22 protein-coding genes are annotated in these 17,928 nt (G+C 41.8%); 15 read left to right on the forward strand and 7 right to left on the reverse strand.

Annotated elements, in window-relative coordinates; genetic code table 11:
- Window positions 1–165: 165 nt before the first annotated feature.
- The 12 genes from ychF (at window position 166) to qseC (ending at window position 9,513) form a co-directional block, all read left to right on the forward strand.
- The gene (gene ychF / locus B0184_RS00005) at window positions 166–1,257 is read left to right on the forward strand and encodes a redox-regulated ATPase YchF (RefSeq protein WP_005708304.1); all 1,092 of its coding nucleotides are present in this window, start codon (window positions 166–168) and stop codon (window positions 1,255–1,257) included.
- 143 nt (window positions 1,258–1,400) lie between these two features.
- Window positions 1,401–2,414 (forward strand): tRNA pseudouridine(13) synthase TruD, encoded by a 1,014-nt coding sequence (gene truD / locus B0184_RS00010; protein WP_005708282.1) that lies wholly within the window; start codon window positions 1,401–1,403, stop codon window positions 2,412–2,414.
- 7 nt (window positions 2,415–2,421) lie between these two features.
- Window positions 2,422–3,198 carry a 5'/3'-nucleotidase SurE gene (gene surE, locus B0184_RS00015; protein WP_005708289.1) on the forward strand — a complete coding sequence of 259 codons (777 nt, stop codon included), beginning with the start codon at window positions 2,422–2,424 and terminating at the stop codon, window positions 3,196–3,198.
- A 27-nt stretch (window positions 3,199–3,225) separates the two neighbouring features.
- Complete coding sequence (locus B0184_RS00020) at window positions 3,226–3,810, forward strand: YqaA family protein (protein WP_005708303.1); 585 nt, start codon at window positions 3,226–3,228, stop codon at window positions 3,808–3,810.
- Between the two features lie 14 nt (window positions 3,811–3,824).
- Window positions 3,825–4,316, forward strand: coding sequence for a LysM peptidoglycan-binding domain-containing protein (locus B0184_RS00025; RefSeq protein WP_005708283.1), 492 nt, complete (start codon window positions 3,825–3,827; stop codon window positions 4,314–4,316).
- 12 nt (window positions 4,317–4,328) lie between these two features.
- On the forward strand, window positions 4,329–4,526 hold the full coding sequence (locus B0184_RS00030; RefSeq protein WP_039851155.1) for a hypothetical protein: 198 nt from the start codon (window positions 4,329–4,331) through the stop codon (window positions 4,524–4,526).
- Window positions 4,527–4,558: 32 nt separating this feature from the next.
- Window positions 4,559–5,788, forward strand: coding sequence for a murein hydrolase activator NlpD (gene nlpD, locus B0184_RS00035; RefSeq protein ID WP_005708301.1), 1,230 nt, complete (start codon window positions 4,559–4,561; stop codon window positions 5,786–5,788).
- Window positions 5,789–5,868: 80 nt separating this feature from the next.
- Window positions 5,869–6,453: a DNA-3-methyladenine glycosylase I gene (locus B0184_RS00040; RefSeq protein ID WP_005708311.1), complete on the forward strand. Its 585-nt coding sequence runs from the start codon at window positions 5,869–5,871 to the stop codon at window positions 6,451–6,453.
- A 129-nt stretch (window positions 6,454–6,582) separates the two neighbouring features.
- Window positions 6,583–6,948: a YgiW/YdeI family stress tolerance OB fold protein gene (locus B0184_RS00045; protein ID WP_005708314.1), complete on the forward strand. Its 366-nt coding sequence runs from the start codon at window positions 6,583–6,585 to the stop codon at window positions 6,946–6,948.
- 79 nt (window positions 6,949–7,027) lie between these two features.
- Complete coding sequence (locus B0184_RS00050; RefSeq protein WP_005708319.1) at window positions 7,028–7,396, forward strand: YgiW/YdeI family stress tolerance OB fold protein; 369 nt, start codon at window positions 7,028–7,030, stop codon at window positions 7,394–7,396.
- A gap of 70 nt (window positions 7,397–7,466) precedes the next feature.
- The gene (locus B0184_RS00055) at window positions 7,467–8,126 is read left to right on the forward strand and encodes a response regulator (protein WP_005708295.1); all 660 of its coding nucleotides are present in this window, start codon (window positions 7,467–7,469) and stop codon (window positions 8,124–8,126) included.
- A 31-nt stretch (window positions 8,127–8,157) separates the two neighbouring features.
- Complete coding sequence (gene qseC, locus B0184_RS00060) at window positions 8,158–9,513, forward strand: quorum sensing histidine kinase QseC (RefSeq protein WP_039851162.1); 1,356 nt, start codon at window positions 8,158–8,160, stop codon at window positions 9,511–9,513.
- A 45-nt stretch (window positions 9,514–9,558) separates the two neighbouring features.
- Here the strand turns inward: qseC and yedF are convergent, their stop codons facing one another.
- The 4 genes from yedF to B0184_RS00080 all read right to left on the reverse strand — a co-directional run bounded on the left by yedF (window position 9,559) and on the right by B0184_RS00080 (window position 12,118).
- Window positions 9,559–9,828, reverse strand: a complete 270-nt coding sequence (yedF, locus tag B0184_RS00065; RefSeq protein ID WP_005708306.1) for a sulfurtransferase-like selenium metabolism protein YedF — start codon at window positions 9,826–9,828, stop codon at window positions 9,559–9,561.
- Window positions 9,829–9,866: 38 nt separating this feature from the next.
- Window positions 9,867–11,084: a selenium metabolism membrane protein YedE/FdhT gene (gene yedE / locus B0184_RS00070; protein WP_005708300.1), complete on the reverse strand. Its 1,218-nt coding sequence runs from the start codon at window positions 11,082–11,084 to the stop codon at window positions 9,867–9,869.
- A gap of 256 nt (window positions 11,085–11,340) precedes the next feature.
- The gene (locus B0184_RS00075) at window positions 11,341–11,691 is read right to left on the reverse strand and encodes a hypothetical protein (RefSeq protein WP_005708287.1); all 351 of its coding nucleotides are present in this window, start codon (window positions 11,689–11,691) and stop codon (window positions 11,341–11,343) included.
- Between the two features lie 208 nt (window positions 11,692–11,899).
- A complete protein-coding gene (locus tag B0184_RS00080; protein WP_005708313.1) occupies window positions 11,900–12,118 on the reverse strand; it encodes an HP1242/YdcH family protein in 219 nt (72 codons plus the stop codon).
- A 181-nt stretch (window positions 12,119–12,299) separates the two neighbouring features.
- Here B0184_RS00080 and B0184_RS00085 point away from each other — a divergent pair, with 181 nt between their 5' ends.
- Genes B0184_RS00085 through B0184_RS00095 form a run of 3 tightly spaced genes read left to right on the forward strand, consistent with a single transcriptional unit; the run spans window position 12,300 to window position 15,213 of the window.
- Window positions 12,300–13,235, forward strand: a complete 936-nt coding sequence (locus B0184_RS00085) for a hypothetical protein (protein ID WP_005708318.1) — start codon at window positions 12,300–12,302, stop codon at window positions 13,233–13,235.
- Window positions 13,236–13,237: 2 nt separating this feature from the next.
- Window positions 13,238–14,056 carry a pyrroline-5-carboxylate reductase gene (proC, locus tag B0184_RS00090; protein WP_005708285.1) on the forward strand — a complete coding sequence of 273 codons (819 nt, stop codon included), beginning with the start codon at window positions 13,238–13,240 and terminating at the stop codon, window positions 14,054–14,056.
- Window positions 14,053–15,213 (forward strand): 3-phenylpropionate MFS transporter, encoded by a 1,161-nt coding sequence (locus tag B0184_RS00095; RefSeq protein WP_005708305.1) that lies wholly within the window; start codon window positions 14,053–14,055, stop codon window positions 15,211–15,213. Before proC ends, B0184_RS00095 begins: the two co-directional genes overlap by 4 nt.
- Here the strand turns inward: B0184_RS00095 and B0184_RS00100 are convergent.
- From B0184_RS00100 to fbaA, 3 genes are all read right to left on the reverse strand, one after another.
- Entirely contained in the window at window positions 15,210–15,800 is a 591-nt protein-coding gene (locus B0184_RS00100) for an anthranilate synthase component II (protein ID WP_005708281.1), read from the reverse strand. The genes B0184_RS00095 and B0184_RS00100 overlap by 4 nt on opposite strands.
- Before the next feature lie 59 nt (window positions 15,801–15,859).
- Window positions 15,860–16,654, reverse strand: coding sequence for a peptide ABC transporter ATP-binding protein (locus B0184_RS00105; protein ID WP_005708315.1), 795 nt, complete (start codon window positions 16,652–16,654; stop codon window positions 15,860–15,862).
- Between the two features lie 168 nt (window positions 16,655–16,822).
- Window positions 16,823–17,899, reverse strand: a complete 1,077-nt coding sequence (gene fbaA, locus B0184_RS00110; protein ID WP_005708298.1) for a class II fructose-bisphosphate aldolase — start codon at window positions 17,897–17,899, stop codon at window positions 16,823–16,825.
- Window positions 17,900–17,928 lie beyond the last annotated feature (29 nt).

Raw genomic sequence — 17,928 nt, forward strand, 5'->3', positions numbered from 1 at the left:
TGTTATCAGGTTGTACCCCCCTCTTTAGAAAAGAGGGAAGGAGGGAGATTTGATAACGATATTGAATTTCTCACGAGGTTGAAATTACTTCTGCCAAATCTCCCCTACCCCTCTTTGCTAAAGAGGGGAACTGTAAGAGGGAAGTATACTTATAAGGAACAAAAAATGGGATTTAAATGTGGTATCGTGGGTTTACCAAACGTTGGTAAATCAACTCTTTTTAATGCATTAACCAAAGCAGGTATTGAAGCGGCAAACTATCCGTTCTGTACCATTGAACCCAATACAGGCGTGGTGCCAATGCCTGATCCACGTTTAGATGCATTAGCAGAAATCGTCAAACCTGAACGCGTATTACCTACCACAATGGAATTTGTGGACATCGCAGGCTTAGTAGCAGGTGCGAGCAAAGGCGAGGGCTTGGGTAACAAATTCTTGGCAAACATTCGTGAAACGGATGCAATTGGCCACGTGGTGCGTTGTTTCGAGAACGATGACATCGTGCACGTTGCAGGCAAAATTGACCCGCTTGATGACATCGAAACCATCAACACCGAATTAGCGTTAGCCGATTTAGATAGCTGCGAACGTGCAATCCAACGTTTACAAAAACGTGCAAAAGGTGGTGATAAAGAAGCGAAATTCGAGCTTTCTGTAATGGAAAAAATCTTACCGGTGCTTGAAAACGCAGGAATGATTCGCTCAGTCGATTTAGACAAAGACGAATTGTTGGCAATCAAAGGCTACAATTTCTTAACCTTAAAACCAACAATGTACATCGCCAACGTGAACGAAGATGGTTTTGAAAATAATCCATACTTAGACAAAGTGCGTGAATTTGCGGCAAAAGAGGGGTCGGTGGTTGTGCCTGTGTGTGCAGCGATTGAAGCGGAAATTGCAGAATTAGACGACGATGAAAAAACCGAATTCCTGCAAGACTTAGGTATTGAAGAACCTGGTTTGAACCGTGTCATCCATGCAGGCTATGCGTTGTTAAATCTGCAAACTTACTTCACCGCAGGCGTGAAAGAAGTGCGTGCATGGACGGTTTCTGGTGGAGCAACAGCCCCTAAAGCGGCTGCTGTTATTCACACCGATTTCGAAAAAGGCTTTATTCGTGCGGAAGTGATTGCTTACGATGATTTCATTCAATTCAAAGGCGAAAATGGTGCGAAAGATGCGGGTAAATGGCGTTTAGAAGGGAAAGATTACATCGTGCAAGATGGCGATGTGATGCACTTCCGCTTTAACGTGTAATTGCAAAAAATCTAAGAAAAACAGCCGCTTGTAGCAATGCAAACGGCTGTTTTACATCATATAAAATGTAGGGTGGGATTTATCCCACCGTTAAACCTTAATATCATTAAATGGTGGGATAAATCCCATCCTATAGACAAAAAATGAAACTCAATTATCTATTAGGCACACCACAACAAACAGGCAGATTAAAAGCTGAATTTGCAGATTTTATCGTGCGAGAAGAACTTGGCTATCCACTCGCAGGCGAAGGCGAATTTGTGGCTGTGAAAGTACGTAAAACCAATGCCAATACCCTTTTTGTAGGTGAACAGTTGGCAAAATTTGTAGGCATTTCCGCCAAAAATATGAGCTATGCGGGCTTGAAAGATCGCCACGCCGTGACAGAACAATGGTTTTGCCTCCATTTAGCAGGCAAAGAAACGCCTGATTTTTCTGCCTTTGAATGTGAAGGAGTAGAGATTTTAGAAGTGACTCGTCATAACCGTAAAATCCGCACAGGTGCATTGAAAGGCAACTATTTCGAGCTTTTACTACGCGATGTAGAAGAAACCGATGAACTCAAACAACGCTTGAATCAATTACAAGAGATCGGTTTCCCTAATTATTTTACCGAACAGCGTTTTGGGCGTGATGGACACAATTTAACCCAAGCACAACGCTGGGCAAGCGGTGAAATTTCAGTAAAAGATCGCAAAAAACGCAGTTTTTACCTTTCCGCCGCTCGTTCGGAAGTGTTTAATTTAGTGGTTTCGCAACGGATTGCCGATCAGCAAATGCAAACAGTGTTATTAGGCGATTATCTGCAATTGGCTGGCTCAAACAGCTTTTTTGAAGTGAAAGCGGAAGATTTAATGCGATCACAGCAACGTTTAGATGAAAAGGATGTCTTACTCACCGCACCACTGATTGGCGAAAATTCGCTCGAACAAAATGGCAATGAGTGTGAAAAAGCGATCGTTGCACAGCACAAAAATTTAATCAGCTTGATGAAAAAAGAGCGTATGAATGCCGCTCGCCGTGCGATGTTGTGTAAACCGCAAGATCTCCGTTGGCAGTTTGAACCTGAAGGATTACGTTTAACATTCTTTTTAAATTCAGGCAGTTACGCAACGGGATTGGTACGTGAGCTTATTACATTAAACGAGGAAGAATAAGGACATTATGAATATTTTAATGAGCAACGATGATGGCTTTCACGCAGAGGGCATTCAAACTCTCGCACGAATGTTGCGTGAAGCGGGTCATCGCGTCACCATTATTGCCCCAGATCGCAACCGTTCAGCGGCTTCTAGCTGCTTAACGCTCACGGAGCCGTTGCGTGTACAAAAATTTGACGAATTTAACTATGCAGTAACTTCGGGCACGCCTGCGGATTGCGTGCATTTAGCCTTAAATGGATTGTTACCCAACGATTTTGACTTGGTCATTTCGGGCATAAATCACGGGGCGAATTTAGGCGATGATATTATCTATTCGGGTACAGTGGCAGCTGCGTTAGAGGGGCGTCATCTGCCTCTTCCTTGCTTGGCGGTCTCGCTTGTGGGTAAAAAAGGAGCGGATAAACATCACGGACATCTGTTCGGCTCAAACCATTTTGAAACCGCTTCGCATGTGGTGTTAGCACTTTTACCGAAACTCAAACCAGAGATAATTACGCACCGTGAAATTTTAAATATCAACGTACCTGATCTACCGTATGAGGCACTTAAAGGTACAATGATTACCCGCCAAGGAAAGCGTTCACAAGCAGCGGAAATTGTGAAAACAGAAGATCCGCGTGGCAGCACAATTTACTGGCTTGGTGCAAATGGTACCGCCGTTGATGAGAGCGAAGGCACGGATTTTTATGCCATCAATCAAGATTGCGTGTCGATTACTCCACTACAAGTGGATATGACCGCACATCATTCACTGACTGATTTACAAAAAATTCTCTAACAAATCTTTTAAAGGCTAACAAATTTTATGCAATTATTTGGTACAATCTACGACAAAACGATGGCGTGGTCGAAGCACACTTACGCGGCTTATTGGCTCAGCTTCGTGAGCTTTATTGAAGCGATTTTCTTCCCAATTCCGCCCGATGTGATGTTAATTCCCATGTCAATGGCAAAACCGCAAAATGCATTTAAATACGCGGTTTACACCACCGTAGCCTCCGTGCTTGGCGGAATTATTGGCTACTTTATTGGATTTTATGCGTTCGAGTGGGTGCAATCGTTAATCACAGATTGGGGAATGCAAGCCAGTTTTGACCAAGCGAAGGCGTGGTTTGAAGTTTGGGGCGTAGCAGTGGTTTTCTTGGCAGGTTTCTCGCCCATTCCGTATAAAGTCTTCACGATTTGTGCGGGGGTAATGCAAATGGCGTTCTTCCCGTTTATGATTACTGCCGCTTTTTCCCGCTTTGCTCGCTTTATTTTGGTGGCGAAGCTCTCCGCGTGGGGCGGTGAAAAATATGCGGATAAAATCCGTCGTTCGATCGAATTGATTGGCTGGGGTACAATTGCCTTGGCTGTAGTCGCTTATACTATTTATCAGTTAACTAAATAAAACAGGATTCCAATATGAAAAAATCATTCCTTTTATTACCGCTTGTAGCGGCATTTGCATTAACGGCTTGTACTTCCAACAATTCAGCAGAAGTTAGCGAAAGTTCATCAGATACCCTGCCAAATGGTGGCACTTGGCAACCTGCAGATATTCAACCAACTTCAATGCCAAACGGAATGAACCAACCGATTTCACAACCAAGCTACACACCAGCACCTGTAACGACAAAACCTGTAGCAACAGCGCCAAGCTATAACAATAACGCAAGTTACGGTTCATCAGACAACATCGGCAACTGTCAAGTGGTTCGCGATGCAGCAGGCACACCGATTTATGCTCAAATGACCAAAGGCTGCTACACGGATAGCACCATTACCGTTGGCTCGCAAGATACGCTCTATTTCGTTTCTTTCCTTGCAGGTAAAACCCCAGCTGAGGTTGCCGCATTAAACAACATTAGTACGGCGACGAAATTAAAAGTGGGTCAAACGCTACGAGTACGTTAATAGGATTTTATGATGAAAAAAGTGATGTTATTTGCACTTTCTTGTGCATTCTTAACCGCTTGCAGTGCGGAAAAAGTGGCTGATCCGAATGAATTATCACCAGGTTTAATGCAGCCTGTGGATGGCTCAGGCGCAACGAACGGCAGCTTTAGCTGGGGCGATTTTCAAACAGCGCCGATGCCTGATGCGATGAAAGCGACAACAAAATAAACATAAATAAGAATAAAGAAAAAGGATTGATAATGAAAAAACGTTTTTTACTTTTGCCACTTACCGCAAGCATATTGATCGCTTGTTCGTCTAATTCTCCAGCCCCAGTAGTCAATGCTTCTGGCAGCAGTGAGCTTTCGCCAGGGGTAATGCAACCTGTAGCTGGTACTGGTGCAAGTAATAATATGGGTTGGCAAGCGGCAGATATTCAACCTGTGAATATGCCAAGCACAATGAGTACCCCGACGGTTTCGACACCAAGCTATCAACCAGCAGCAGTGCAAAACCCTGTTATTACAGCACAGCCTGAGCAACCAAAAACAACCACAAAAGTGGTAAAAAAAACCAAAACGGTTGAGAAAAAAGTCGATCAAAACTTTGAGATTCCACGCGATGCGAACAATGCTCCCATTTACAGCCAGATCCAAAAAGGCTTTTATGACGGCTCAACTTATACCGTTCGCAAAGGTGATACCATGTTCTTAATTGCTTATGTAGTCGGTAAAGATGTTAAAGAGATCGCGACACTTAACAATATGAGTGAGCCATATCAATTAACCGTTGGGCAAAAACTCAAAACAGGTAAAGCAAGTACGGAAACGGTGACTGTTGAAGAAACCGTAACCGTGCCAGTTCAACCAAAAGTGACCTACCAACAAGGGGCGAATGGCACAGTTTATTCCTCTGAAGGTGAAATTACAGGACCTGTAAAAGCAGGTGTAGGCTCTGCAAATACAGCTGTAAAACCGACTATTCAAGCTTCTGAAGGAAATGTTACTAGCTCTGCTCCTACTGTTGTAGCAACAACAGCAACAGTTGAACAACAAGCTCAGCCGCAAGTTAGAGCAACTACCGTAAACACACAAAACGCGGTGGCAGCACCAGCATCATCAATTAGATGGGTTTCACCAACTACAGGGCGTATTGTTCAAGGCTTTTCAAACTCTGAAGGTGGTAATAAAGGGATCGATATTGCAGGGCAAAAAGGGCAGGATGTTCGCTCAGCAGCGGATGGTAAAGTCGTTTATGCAGGTAACGCATTGGAAGGTTACGGTAACTTAATTATCATCAAACATAATGATGACTTCTTAAGTGCATATGCTCACAACGACCGCATCTTGGTGGATGAGCAAGATAATGTGAAAGCAGGTCAAAAAATCGCAACAATGGGGAGCACAGGCACAAGCTCAAACAAACTTCACTTTGAAATTCGTTACAAAGGGAAGTCTATCGACCCAACACGTTATTTGCCAAGACAGTAACAAAAAATTTTATGAATATGACCGCTTGCTCAAGCGGTCAATTTTTATCAACACTTTACTTAAAGGATAAAAGGTAAAAAATGGATCATTCTCAAGTAATTCGTTGTGATTGGGTTGATAGTAGCGAAATTTACACTCACTACCACGATACCGAATGGGGGAAACCTGAATTTGACAGCCAAAAGCTATTTGAAAAGCTTTGCCTAGAAGGGCAACAAGCAGGACTTTCGTGGATCACTGTATTAAAGAAGCGGGAAAATTATCGCCAAGCCTTTTTCAACTTCGATCCGCATAAAATCGCTCAGATGCAAGCAGTAGATATTGATAAATTAATGGAAAATAGCGGTTTAATCCGCCATCGTAAAAAGCTTGAAGCAATTGTAAAAAATGCTCAAGCTTATATTGAGATGGAAGCGAGCGGAGAAGATTTCGGCCAATTTATCTGGTCATTTGTAGATGGAAAACCGCAAATTAACGATGTGCCAAATTCAGCGAGCATTCCCGCTAAAACCGCAACATCATTTGCAATGTCAAAAGCACTTAAGAAAAAAAGCTTTGTGTTTGTAGGAGAAACCATCTGCTATGCTTTTATGCAATCCATGGGATTAGTCGATGATCATTTAAATGCGTGTTGGTGTAAATCTACTTCTTCTTGTCCAAGATAGTAATAAAACGTAGTTTGGTAAAAAATTTAAAAAATTAACAGCTTCTTAACTTTTGCTTAAGATTTATTTGGTTTAATACACACATCAAAGCAATACTGCTTGAGAAAACAACTTAAAAAGGAAAACGTTATGAAAAAATTCGCATTAGCAACTATCTTCGCTTTAGCAACTACTTCTGCAATCGCAGGATTTAACAGTAATAACACTCAAGGCGGCTTCCAACAAGCGGCACCTGCAGCAATCAGCGTAAAACAAGCTATGTCTGCAGCTGATAATTCAATGATTACCTTAGTGGGTAACATTACACAACAAATCGATGATGATGAGTTCTGGTTTACTGATGGTACTGGTCAAATCAAAGTTGAAATCGAACGTCAGGTGTGGAACGGTTTAAACGTAGGTCCGAATGATAAAATTCGCATTTTTGGTAAACTAGATAACGAGATGTTTGATAGAGCAGAACTTGAAGTGTTACGCATCGAAAAAGCAAACTAATTTTATATAACCACTTATATTTTTAATCACTAAACCAAACATGCCACCGTCTATAGGTGGCTAAACAAAGGAAAACATTATGAAAAAATTCGCCTTAGCAACTATTTTAGCTTTATCTACCACTTCAGCTTTTGCTGGCTTTAATGGTAACACGACACCAAATGGAGGCTTCCAATCAGGTACTCAATCAGCAATTAGCGTAAAACAAGCATTACAAGCTGCTGATAACTCAATGATTACCTTAGTGGGTAACATCACACAACAAATCGATGACGATGAGTTCGTATTTACTGACGGAACAGCACAAATTAAAGTGGAAATTAAACGCCGTGCTTGGAATGGCTTAAATGTAGGTCCGAACGATAAAATCCGTATTAGCGGTAAATTAGACAACGAAGCTTTCGAGAAAGCTGAACTTGAAGTTTATCGTGTTGAAAAAGCAAAATAATTTACTCAAAAAATAGCGAGCTCAGCTCGCTGTTTTTGTTTTTTTAACTATAAAAGAGCGGTCAATTTCTATGAGAATTTTACTAATTGAAGACGATAGCCTGATCGGCAATGGTTTACAGATTGGCTTAACCCAACTCAGTTTTGCGGTGGATTGGTTTACTGATGGCAAAACTGGGCTGGATGCGCTGACTTCTGCGCCTTACGATGCCGTGGTGCTCGATCTTACCTTGCCCAAATTAGATGGCTTAGACGTACTTCAACAATGGAGAGTGAACAATCAAGATGTGCCCGTGCTAATTTTAACCGCTCGCGACACTTTAGATGAACGCGTAAAAGGCTTGCAACACGGGGCGGATGATTATCTCTGCAAACCTTTTGCATTAGCGGAAGTAGCAGCACGTTTGCAGGCGTTAATTCGTCGCCGTTATGGGCATCACAACCCTGTGATTGAACACGCAGGCGTGAAGCTCGATCCCAATCAACGAGCGGTTTCGCTTAACGATCAGGTAATTTCACTCACCACGCGAGAATATAAATTACTGGAGCTTTTTATGCTCAATAAAGATCGCGTGCTCTCACGTGCTGCGATTGAAGAAAAACTCTCGTCTTGGGATGAAGAAATCAGCAGCAGTGCCTTAGATGTGCATATTTACAATCTTCGCCAAAAGCTTGGTAAGCAGTTTATCCGCACCGTACACGGAGTCGGGTATGCGTTAGGACAAGCATAGCAACCGCAAGCGGTCAAAAATGGAAAATAAAATGCAAAACAAACGCCTAACCCTTCGCTTAATTTACGTTCTTTCTTTTACCGCACTTTTTGTCTGGCTTGTTTCCACCGCTGTCGCTTGGTGGCAAGTGCGTAATGAAGTAAATGACGTATTTGATGCCCAACAAATTCTGTTTGCCGAGCGTCTTGCCAACTCCGATTTAAGCCATATTCTGCTTGAGCACGCCGAAGATATAAACAAAATCCAAACGCATTCATTTAAGAAAAATTATGATGATGATGCCCTTGCCTTTGCGATTTTTTCCAAACAAGGCAAGCGGCTTCTGACCGATGGACGTAATGGCGATAATTTTGTGTTCGATAACGAAATCGGCTTCGCCAAAGGCTATATGCTTAATGATGACGATGAATGGCGGATTTTCTGGCAGCCTGTGGCAAATGGCGATCTGATTATCGCCGTTGGGCAAGAGCTGGAATATCGCGAAGAGCTGATTAACGAAATGATTTTCGGGCAGATGTGGATCTGGTTTACCAGCCTGCCGATTTTAATTATTGTACTTGCGTGGCTTATTCACAAAGAGTTGCAGCCAATTAAACGCTTAAGCCAAGAAGTGCAGGGCAGAAAATCGGGCGATGTTTCACTGCTCAATACACAATCTTTGCCTCTGGAAATTCTGCCACTGGTACAAAATTTAAACCAATTTTTTGACCGCACTTCGGCAATGTTGCAACGCGAGCGCCGTTTTACGTCTGATGCCGCCCACGAATTGCGTAGCCCCTTAGCCGCTCTTCGTATTCAAACCGAAGTGGCACAGCTAGCAGGTGATAATGCTCAGCTTCGCGAGCAAGCTCTTTGCCATTTAACCCAAGGGATTGACCGTGCATCACAGCTTATCGAGCACCTGTTGATGCTTTCCAAGCTTGATAATTTGCAAGAATTGGAAGAAATTCAACCGCTTGATTGGAAAGGTATTATCCAATCGCTGATTGCCGAACGCTATTTTTTGGCAGAAAAACGGCAAATAACGTTGGCTTTTGAAAAAGAAGCTGAGCTGAAAGAAAAACAAGGGCAGCCGATTTTAATTTCCTTAATGCTCAGAAATCTGATCGATAACGCCATCAAATATTGCCCTGAAGGTGCAAAAATCTCAGTAAAAATGACCGCTTGCCAAATTATCGTGGAAGACAACGGTGGCGGCGTTGAGCCTGACGATTTGAAAAAACTCGGGCAACGTTTCTACCGCCCCGCAGGACAAAATGAAAAAGGCAGTGGCTTAGGGCTTTCGATTGTAATGCGCATTGCAGAATTGCACGGATTGAAAGTGCGGTTGGAAAATGTGATGGAAAACGGGGAAAGAATAGGATTACGAGCGATAATTTTAGTTTAAAAATAAGGTGAGCTTTGGCAAATCCAAAGCTCGCCTTTTATGTCATTATCGCTGAATCAAATAACGCAACTTCGTACCATCTTGCTCAACGCTTAACAACGTATAACCATGGTTTTTGGTGTCCACTGGAATGTTGTTAATCGATTGAGCACAGTCGCTTAATAGCTCTAAAATCTCGCCTTTTTTCAATTCTGGCATCGTTTCAAGCATTACGATAGCGGGGTATGGGCAAGGTTCGCCTAAAGTATCCAGCGTGTAATCTGGGGTGATGTCTTTCGGATCTTTATCCAATTTTTGCACAACAGTAAATGCCATAATGTTCTCCTGATATTTGAGATTGTGTATGATATTGATTAGTTACATCCGCAAGAAGCTGCAGCTACTTTCGCTTTAGCTTTGGCAAGGAAACGTTTTTCCCACCAAACGACAGCAACCAAGCAAGCGATTAATAAGCCATAGTTAACGAGCAAGCCGCCAACAGGACCAAACTCTTTGAGTAAGTTAAGTTTGTCGTAATCTAAGGCGAGTGCTGGTGCGATATCGTCCCATACGTAAGCAAGGTAGGTTGAGCCGATAACGTTACCCACACCAACCCACATAAAGTGTACTTGCCCTTCCATAGAACGATACATCCAACCTGTTTCGCAGCCACCTGCTAATACGATACCAAAACCGAATAATAAACCGCCGATAATCGCATTTGGGCCTGCCCACATAATTTTAGGAGAAACGCCTAATTGAACGTAAGAAAACACGCCTATAGTGCCCACAATAATGCCGAAGATAATCGCTTTTGCCATATAAGCGCGCCCTGTTACCCATAAATCGCGGAATGCGGAGGTAAAGCAGATTTGCGCACGCTCAATCAATAAACCAAAAACCAATCCGCAAAACATTGCAAAACCAAGTTTGATAGACGATTGCATCACATAGAGGGAAGCGGTCAAATATGCCAAAAAGATTACCATCCCAATGCGGAAGCGGCGTGTGGCTTGTTTCGGATCGGTTTCTTGGATTTTTGCTGCCCCTTTTTTGAGCTGCAATTTTACGCGAAACATTGGAAGTAGAGTGACTTTTACCCCAAAGTAAGTCCCGATTGCAGTGGCAATAGTAAAGAACCACGCATGAACGGAGAATTGTGGAATCCCGGTGAAAAGTGAGGCCAAGTTACAGCCCATCGCCAAGCGTGCTCCGAAGCCAGCCAATGCACCGCCAATTAAGGCTTGAGCAATACGACGTTTGTGTGGCTGGTTACGCCATTTCACATTGTTCGCCCAAAGTGCTGCAGAAATACAGCCAGCGAACATTCCTAGAATCATCACGCCATCAATACGGGTGAAAATTGTACCTTGCATCCCGATGATTTTATAATAGCTCCATTCGCTTACATCCACACCAAGGGCTTGTAACGCGTGACCGCCCCAGCGAGTAAATTCGCCCGTAACCGCCCAATAAGTACCCGTTACGCCGAAATAGTAAGCTGAAAGTAAACCCGCTGCGATCACCGCTGCCACAGGGTTCCAATATTTAATTAGATAATCTTGTTTGAATTGTTGCCAAATCTCTAACATTGTCCTTAAATCCTTAAGAGAGTTAATGATTTGCAAGCGAAGGTATATAATGAAAAATAGAATTGAATTGAGAAAAACAATTGGATTTGTTCACATCCTATACACAAACTTGCGATATATGAATGAATTACCGTTGAGGTGGTAAAAGTATAATCAAAAAATAGAGAGAAAACAACCCAAGATTGATAGATAGCAGATAAAATAAAACCTCAAGCTAAATAACTTGAGGTTCTGTTTTAACTGAATTAGCAAAAAATTATTTAGACTCAACTGCTTCTTTTACGGCATCTACTTTTTCGCCAACTTTGTTCATCATTTCGGATGTTTTTTCAGTCGCTTTATCTGCCATTGCATCTGCAGCTTGTTTTACTTCTTCTGCTTTATCTGCTACTACAGCTTTGGTTTCTTCAACTTTAGCTGCTGTTGCGTCTTTTACTTCTGCTGCTTTTTGAACTACAGTCTCTTTAACTTCAGTTGCTTTTTCTGTTGCAGTTTGTTTCACTTCTGTCGCGGCTGCTTGAGCTTTTTCAGCTGTTTTTTGAGCTTGATCACAAGCAGTTAACGCTAATGCTGAACCTAAAACAAGGGCTAATAATGATTTTTTCATAAGAACTCCATAAAGTTAATTTTGCATCAATTGCTCACACTTAGTATATGTTTCTAACAAAAAGTTCATTTCTTTTACTTAAATGGTCAAATTTTATTTCGTTCTAGTCATAAAATATTTCGATTTGAAAGTATAAAAACAAAGTTATCATCAAAAATTAAAGGGCTGAATATTTGATATTCAACCCTTTCAACGTTCAATTAACAACCTATTTCGCAGAATATTGTCTCAAAATTGCATAAAGCTCATCTTTAATTTTCAATTTTTCTTTTTTAAGCGTTTCAACTTCCTGTTGAGTGGCGAGTTCAATATTCGCTTCTTGGTTTTTAATTTTTTGGTCGATTTCATTATGTTTATCAAATAAACGAGCGAAATGGGCATCTTCATTTTTCAATTTAGTAATCAAATCACGATATTCAGGAAACATAGTAAACTCCTTAAATTAGGTTATTAATAGATTCAATTTCATCCTACTCCTTTTGGCTTAACTTGGTAGTGAAATATCACAAAAATTTGAACTAGATCACAAAATTTTTACCTACTTCTACTACGACAAGCCGAAAATTTAACGGTATAATGCAAACTCAACTATTCAAGAGGCAATAAGAATGCGCTACAAAGCTCTCTTTACTTTGTTATTTACCCTATTAAGTGGCAATGCTCTGTCTGATTGGAAGAAAATCAATGATTTAGATTACACGTGGGGTCCTTTTAAAATTTACAACATCTCTCTTTTCACGGAAACGGGCAAATATCAACCCAATATTCGTCCGCTTATGTTGAGCCTAAAATATGATAAGCCTGTGGATGGACGCGATTTTGCTATTTCTATCGCACGTTCTTGGGCACGTTTAGAGATCAAACTTTCCAACCAAGAAGCGATAATCGACCGCTTGCGTAAAACATTGCCCGATTTAAAACCAGGCGATATACTTTATTATGTTGCATTGGCTGATCGTGGTTATTTTATTGTGAATAATCAAGTAATTGCGGGAGAATTTGACAAAGCGACTAATGATGCTATTTTGGCCATTTGGCTTGATCCGAAAGTAGATCTAAGCCATAAATTAATTGTGAAGAAAACCAATGGTTCACAAAATATCCATATTGCTGAGTACGATCCCGAAGATTCGGATGAAATCAATGTTGTTTCACCCTTACTAGAAGAAAAAAACAGCAAACCAAGTCCTGAGCTTTCAGATAAAACCGCTACAACGGAACAAGCGGTCGATCTTGAGCCAGAAAATGTAAACGAAAAAGTAAAAATGCACAAACAACCCGTGGTTGGCGTGCCTGATAAAGCCATTGTTGAGCCTGTAAAAGTCGAATCAACGCCAGAAACAAAAACCGTACAAGCGGTTGAAAATGTAGCAGAAGTCGCAACTGAAGAAGCAGAAAAGCAACCTGCTCAAGATGCCCGTAAAGCCCAACAAGACGAGCCAAAACTAGAGCAAAAATCAGAAGATAAGGTGGATCCTGAAAATCCAGAAATCGACATTCGCCCGATTGAAGATCCAATGCCTGACAATATTCGTGCGAGTTGATTATGCAACACCCAAAACTTACCTTCATTGGCACAGGCAATATGGCTTGGGCAATCATTCAAGGCTTATTAAAAAGCGGTTATCCCGCGAGCCAAATCATCGCTTGCAACAAGAGCAATAAAACGCGTCGCAATGAATTACAAGAGATGGGTATTGCGACACAATTTACCAATCGTGAAGCCGTTGAGTTGGCTGAAGTCCTGATCTTAGCCGTAAAACCACAAATGATGGCGGAAGTTTGCACTGAATTTGTGGATATTGATTTCTCACAAAAGACCGTGATTTCAGTGGCTGCTGGCATTTCTATTGCTCGCCTTGAACAGCTTTTATCGACCGCTAAAAACATCGTTCGCACCATGCCAAATACGCCTGCATTAATTGGCGAAGGTCTAACAGGCTTATTTGCAAAATCGTCGGTTAATCAGACCGCTTGCAAATTGGCGGAGCAGTTAATGTCTGCCGTTGGGCAATGTTATTGGGTGGATGAAGAGCATAAAATCAATCAGATTATTGCGCTTACAGGTTCTAGTCCTGCGTACTTTTTCCGCTTTATGGAAGCAATGCAACACTCTGCAGAAAAAATGGGGTTTTCTGCTCAAGATGCTCGTTTTTTGGTGCAACAAGCCGCACTTGGTGCCGCAAAATTGGTGCAAGCTAATCCCGATATTCCGCTTTCACAATTGCGTGAAAACGTGACTTCAAAGGGCGGCACAACCGAAAAAGCATTAGACGTTTTCGAACAACAACATTTGGCTGAAACCATTGAGCAAGCAATGCAAGCAGCTATTTCACGTGCTACCGAAATGGAGCAATCATTATGATGAAACTTTCTCCGTTTAACTGGGCATCTTTCAACTTTTTTGGCTATTTCTGTGCTTATGGCGTGATGTTGCCATTTTTGCCTGTTTGGCTCAAACATTACGGATATAGCGCGGAAATGATCGGTTTAATCGCCTCCGTGGGGTATATTTTTCGCTTTTTAGGTGGTGTGCTCGCCTCACAACGGGTAAAACACGTCGATCATCTCATTCCAACCGCTCGTGGCTTAACTTGGCTAAATTTAGCCGTTATTCCGTTCATTTTTCTCTTTGCGGATAATATTTGGCTACTCTTCCCGTTGTTAATGATTTTTCACGCTTTCAATGCGGGGGCGATTCCGATTGCAGATAGCATTGCTTCCATCTGGCAGCAACAGGTTGGATTAGATTATGGCAAATCACGTTTATTTGGCTCAGTCGCCTTTGTGGTGGGCTCGTTGAGTTGCGGCTATTTGGTCGGCTTTTTAGGTGAAAGCTCGGTGCTTTTCATTTTCGCTGGCTTTATGTTATTGCTCGCCTTTGGACAATCACTCAAGCCTTTGATTGCGTTACAACAAAACAGTGAACATCACGTAACAAATTCGCCAAGCTCTTGGGAAATTTTCAAAGAACCTACCGCTTGCCGAATGCTGATTACCGTTTCGCTCATTCTGGGATCGCACGCTGCCTACTACACTTACAGCACGCTCTATTGGTCATCACTTGGTATTTCAACAGAGATGATCAGCCTGCTTTGGGGCATTGCAGTTGTAGCTGAAATCTGTATGTTCTTCCTTGCTAAACGTTTTTTAGGCAAGGTTAAAATTCACTATTTGATGATGATTGCCGCAACAGTCACCATTTCTCGTTGGATTTTACTGGCAAACATTAGCGATCCGACGCTGTTTATTTTTGAGCAATGTTTGCACTCATTTAGCTTCGCGATGACCCACTTTGCGATGATCCGCTATATTTCAAGCCAAGAAGTCGAGAAAATCGCCAAACTGCAAGGGCTCTATTTTGGCTTATCAAACTGCGCCATTGTTGCCATTTTCACTTTTATTTCAGGCTTGCTTTATCAATACAATCCAAGCTATATGTTTATTTTGATGGCAATAACTGTCGTACCAACCTTTTTCTTAGTACCACAAATAGCACCTAAAATAATATCTAAGCATTAACGCATAAGCCAGTTACGTAGCATTTCCTTGCCATACTCGGTAATAAAAGATTCGGGGTGGAACTGCACCCCGTAAATTGGCAGAGTTGCGTGTTTGAATGCCATTAACACCGTTTGATCGCAAACTGAAGTTGCCACAAGCGGTGTTTTTTCAAGGGAGCTTTGCGAAATTGCCCACGAATGATAAAGCCCAATATTAAAACTTTCAGGCAAACTATCAAACAGCGGATTCTCTTCAAGCTGGCTTAATGGGCGTTGTTGCCCATGCCGAACCTCAGCAAGATTATATAGCTCGCCACCAAAAAATTCCGCAATGGTTTGATGCCCTAAGCAAACACCTAAAATAGATTTACGCTGAGAATAACGTTCTAACATCGCAAAATTATTTGGATAAGCCCGCGGCACATCAGGTCCTGGCGAAATCAGAATATGGCTAAAATTGTCTACTTCATCCAAATCCAATTCCTCACTAAACACAATTTGCATCGGAATATTGAGTTCACGACAAAGGGGGCGAAGTAGATCGACGAGGTTGAAAGTAAAAGAGTCGTGGTTGTCGATGATAAGGAGATTTTTTGAATCAAACATTCTATTCTTTATCCAGTTATCTTTTGGCAAAGGTCGTTAAGTATATCAAAATCTTAAGATTACTCCGCCCAAGCTTCTATCGTTAATTTCTTGCCAAAATGGCTTTCAATAAGGCGTTCGGTAATCGCGTGCTGTGGATGTAACAATACCTCTTTGGTTGTGCCATATTCTAAAATCTCACCTTCGTGCATCACGAGTAATTTGTCGCTGACGTGTTTGATCAAGCCGAGATGCTGCCCAATGTAGATAAATGAAAGGGCGAGACGTTGTTGAAGCTCAAGCATTAAGTTGATCATTTGCGTTTTGACTGAGAAATCCAAAGTGCTAGAGGTGTCATCAATAATTAGGATTTCTGGTTCTAAAATAAGGGCTCGTGCAAGGGCAACACGCTGTTTTTGGCTGTTGGAGGCCAGTGAAATGGGGGTTAGCACGTGATCTTTATAAAGCCCAACTAATTTGAGCGTTTGGAAAATGCGTTCATTACGTGCCTCTTCAGATAGCTGAGTTGCCATTCGAAGCGGGGCATCTAAAATCTGTCCGATGTTGTGATTGGGATCAAACGCATCATTCGGATCTTGAAACACCATTCGGATATGTTGGGCTCGGAAAGCGTAATCACCAAAAGCAAGCGGTTTATTTCGGAATAAGATTTGCCCAGAAGTCGGCTCAACCTGCCCAATGATCATTTTGGCAAGCGTGGATTTTCCTGAACCATTTTCACCGATAATTGCAAGGGTTTCACGGCGATTTAGGGTAAAGGAAGCATCTTTTACCGCATAGAAATCGTACTTGTGGAACAGGCTGCTACGTTCGATAAAGCGTTTGCTTAAGTTTTGAATGTCTAGTAATGCCATAATTGATAATCAAATTTGCATTCATTAAAAACATTCGTAGGGGCACTCTTTCTAGAAAGAAGAATCGGGCGTGTGCAACATGCCCCTACGAAAGAAAATAATGGTGCTTCGAAAACTATAAAAAAGACCGCTTTTGCAAGCGGTCTAAATTTGCGAAAAGTTTACAAATTATAATACGTTTACGCAGTTTAAGTCTTCGAAAGATTGCTCTAAGCGTTTAGACATAGATTCTTCCATTTTACGTAACCAAACGCGTGGATCGTAGTATTTTTTGTTTGGCGAATCAGGACCTTCTGGGTTACCTAATTGGCCTTGTAGGTATGCTTCGTTCGCTTTGTAGAAGTTTAAGATACCATCCCAAGATGCCCATTGTGTATCAGTATCAATATTCATTTTGATTGCACCGTAGCTGATTGCTTCACGGATTTCTTCGCGAGATGAACCTGAACCACCGTGGAATACGAAGTTGATTGATTTTGCAGGTAAGTTACGTTCTTTAGAAACGAACTCTTGTGAAGCACCTAAGATAGATGGTTTTAATTTTACGTTACCTGGTTTATAAACACCGTGTACGTTGCCGAATGCTGCTGCAACGGTGAAACGTGGGCTTACAGGGTTTAATTGGTCGTAAACGTATAAAACATCTGCTGGCTGAGTGTATAAACGTGATTCATCAACATCTGAGTTATCTACGCCATCTTCTTCGCCACCTGTGATACCGATTTCGATTTCAAGGGTCATTCCCATTTTGTCCATACGAGCAAGGTATTCACGGCAGATAGCCATATTTTCTTCCATGGGCTCTTCAGATAAGTCGATCATATGTGAAGAGAATAATGGACGACCTGTTTCTGCGAAGTGTTTTTCGCCTGCATCTAATAAACCATCGATCCAGGGTAATAATTTTTTCGCTGCGTGGTCAGTGTGAAGGATTACGGGTACACCGTATTCTTGTGCAAGAGCGTGAACGTGTTTAGCCCCTGCGATTGCACCTAAAACATCTGGACGTGCACCTGAAGTTGGTTTGATACCTTTACCTGCATAGAAAGATGCACCACCGTTTGAGAACTGTACGATAACTGGTGCTTTAACACGTGCAGCTGTTTCTAATACTGCATTGACAGAGTCAGAACCTACACAGTTTACCGCTGGAATTGCAAAGTTATGTTCTTTTGCATACGCAAAGATTTTTTGAACATCATCACCTGTAACCACACCTGGTTTAACAATATCTAATAAACCCATTTTTTGTTTCCTCTAAATGTTAAAAATTT

The organism is Haemophilus paraphrohaemolyticus, assembly GCF_002015045.1.
In the GTDB taxonomy this organism is placed as follows: domain Bacteria; phylum Pseudomonadota; class Gammaproteobacteria; order Enterobacterales; family Pasteurellaceae; genus Haemophilus_A; species Haemophilus_A paraphrohaemolyticus.

What these genes read in the sequence shown, in the direction of transcription:
- ychF (WP_005708304.1), top strand. Translation starts at nt 166, where the DNA reads ATGGGATTTAAATGTGGTATCGTGGGTTTACCAAACGTTGGTAAATCA.
- truD (WP_005708282.1), top strand. Translation starts at nt 1,401, where the DNA reads ATGAAACTCAATTATCTATTAGGCACACCACAACAAACAGGCAGATTA.
- surE (WP_005708289.1), top strand. Translation starts at nt 2,422, where the DNA reads ATGAATATTTTAATGAGCAACGATGATGGCTTTCACGCAGAGGGCATT.
- B0184_RS00020 (WP_005708303.1), top strand. Translation starts at nt 3,226, where the DNA reads ATGCAATTATTTGGTACAATCTACGACAAAACGATGGCGTGGTCGAAG.
- B0184_RS00025 (WP_005708283.1), top strand. Translation starts at nt 3,825, where the DNA reads ATGAAAAAATCATTCCTTTTATTACCGCTTGTAGCGGCATTTGCATTA.
- B0184_RS00030 (WP_039851155.1), top strand. Translation starts at nt 4,329, where the DNA reads ATGAAAAAAGTGATGTTATTTGCACTTTCTTGTGCATTCTTAACCGCT.
- nlpD (WP_005708301.1), top strand. Translation starts at nt 4,559, where the DNA reads ATGAAAAAACGTTTTTTACTTTTGCCACTTACCGCAAGCATATTGATC.
- B0184_RS00040 (WP_005708311.1), top strand. Translation starts at nt 5,869, where the DNA reads ATGGATCATTCTCAAGTAATTCGTTGTGATTGGGTTGATAGTAGCGAA.
- B0184_RS00045 (WP_005708314.1), top strand. Translation starts at nt 6,583, where the DNA reads ATGAAAAAATTCGCATTAGCAACTATCTTCGCTTTAGCAACTACTTCT.
- B0184_RS00050 (WP_005708319.1), top strand. Translation starts at nt 7,028, where the DNA reads ATGAAAAAATTCGCCTTAGCAACTATTTTAGCTTTATCTACCACTTCA.
- B0184_RS00055 (WP_005708295.1), top strand. Translation starts at nt 7,467, where the DNA reads ATGAGAATTTTACTAATTGAAGACGATAGCCTGATCGGCAATGGTTTA.
- qseC (WP_039851162.1), top strand. Translation starts at nt 8,158, where the DNA reads ATGCAAAACAAACGCCTAACCCTTCGCTTAATTTACGTTCTTTCTTTT.
- yedF (WP_005708306.1), bottom strand. Translation starts at nt 9,828, where the DNA reads ATGGCATTTACTGTTGTGCAAAAATTGGATAAAGATCCGAAAGACATC.
- yedE (WP_005708300.1), bottom strand. Translation starts at nt 11,084, where the DNA reads ATGTTAGAGATTTGGCAACAATTCAAACAAGATTATCTAATTAAATAT.
- B0184_RS00075 (WP_005708287.1), bottom strand. Translation starts at nt 11,691, where the DNA reads ATGAAAAAATCATTATTAGCCCTTGTTTTAGGTTCAGCATTAGCGTTA.
- B0184_RS00080 (WP_005708313.1), bottom strand. Translation starts at nt 12,118, where the DNA reads ATGTTTCCTGAATATCGTGATTTGATTACTAAATTGAAAAATGAAGAT.
- B0184_RS00085 (WP_005708318.1), top strand. Translation starts at nt 12,300, where the DNA reads ATGCGCTACAAAGCTCTCTTTACTTTGTTATTTACCCTATTAAGTGGC.
- proC (WP_005708285.1), top strand. Translation starts at nt 13,238, where the DNA reads ATGCAACACCCAAAACTTACCTTCATTGGCACAGGCAATATGGCTTGG.
- B0184_RS00095 (WP_005708305.1), top strand. Translation starts at nt 14,053, where the DNA reads ATGATGAAACTTTCTCCGTTTAACTGGGCATCTTTCAACTTTTTTGGC.
- B0184_RS00100 (WP_005708281.1), bottom strand. Translation starts at nt 15,800, where the DNA reads ATGTTTGATTCAAAAAATCTCCTTATCATCGACAACCACGACTCTTTT.
- B0184_RS00105 (WP_005708315.1), bottom strand. Translation starts at nt 16,654, where the DNA reads ATGGCATTACTAGACATTCAAAACTTAAGCAAACGCTTTATCGAACGT.
- fbaA (WP_005708298.1), bottom strand. Translation starts at nt 17,899, where the DNA reads ATGGGTTTATTAGATATTGTTAAACCAGGTGTGGTTACAGGTGATGAT.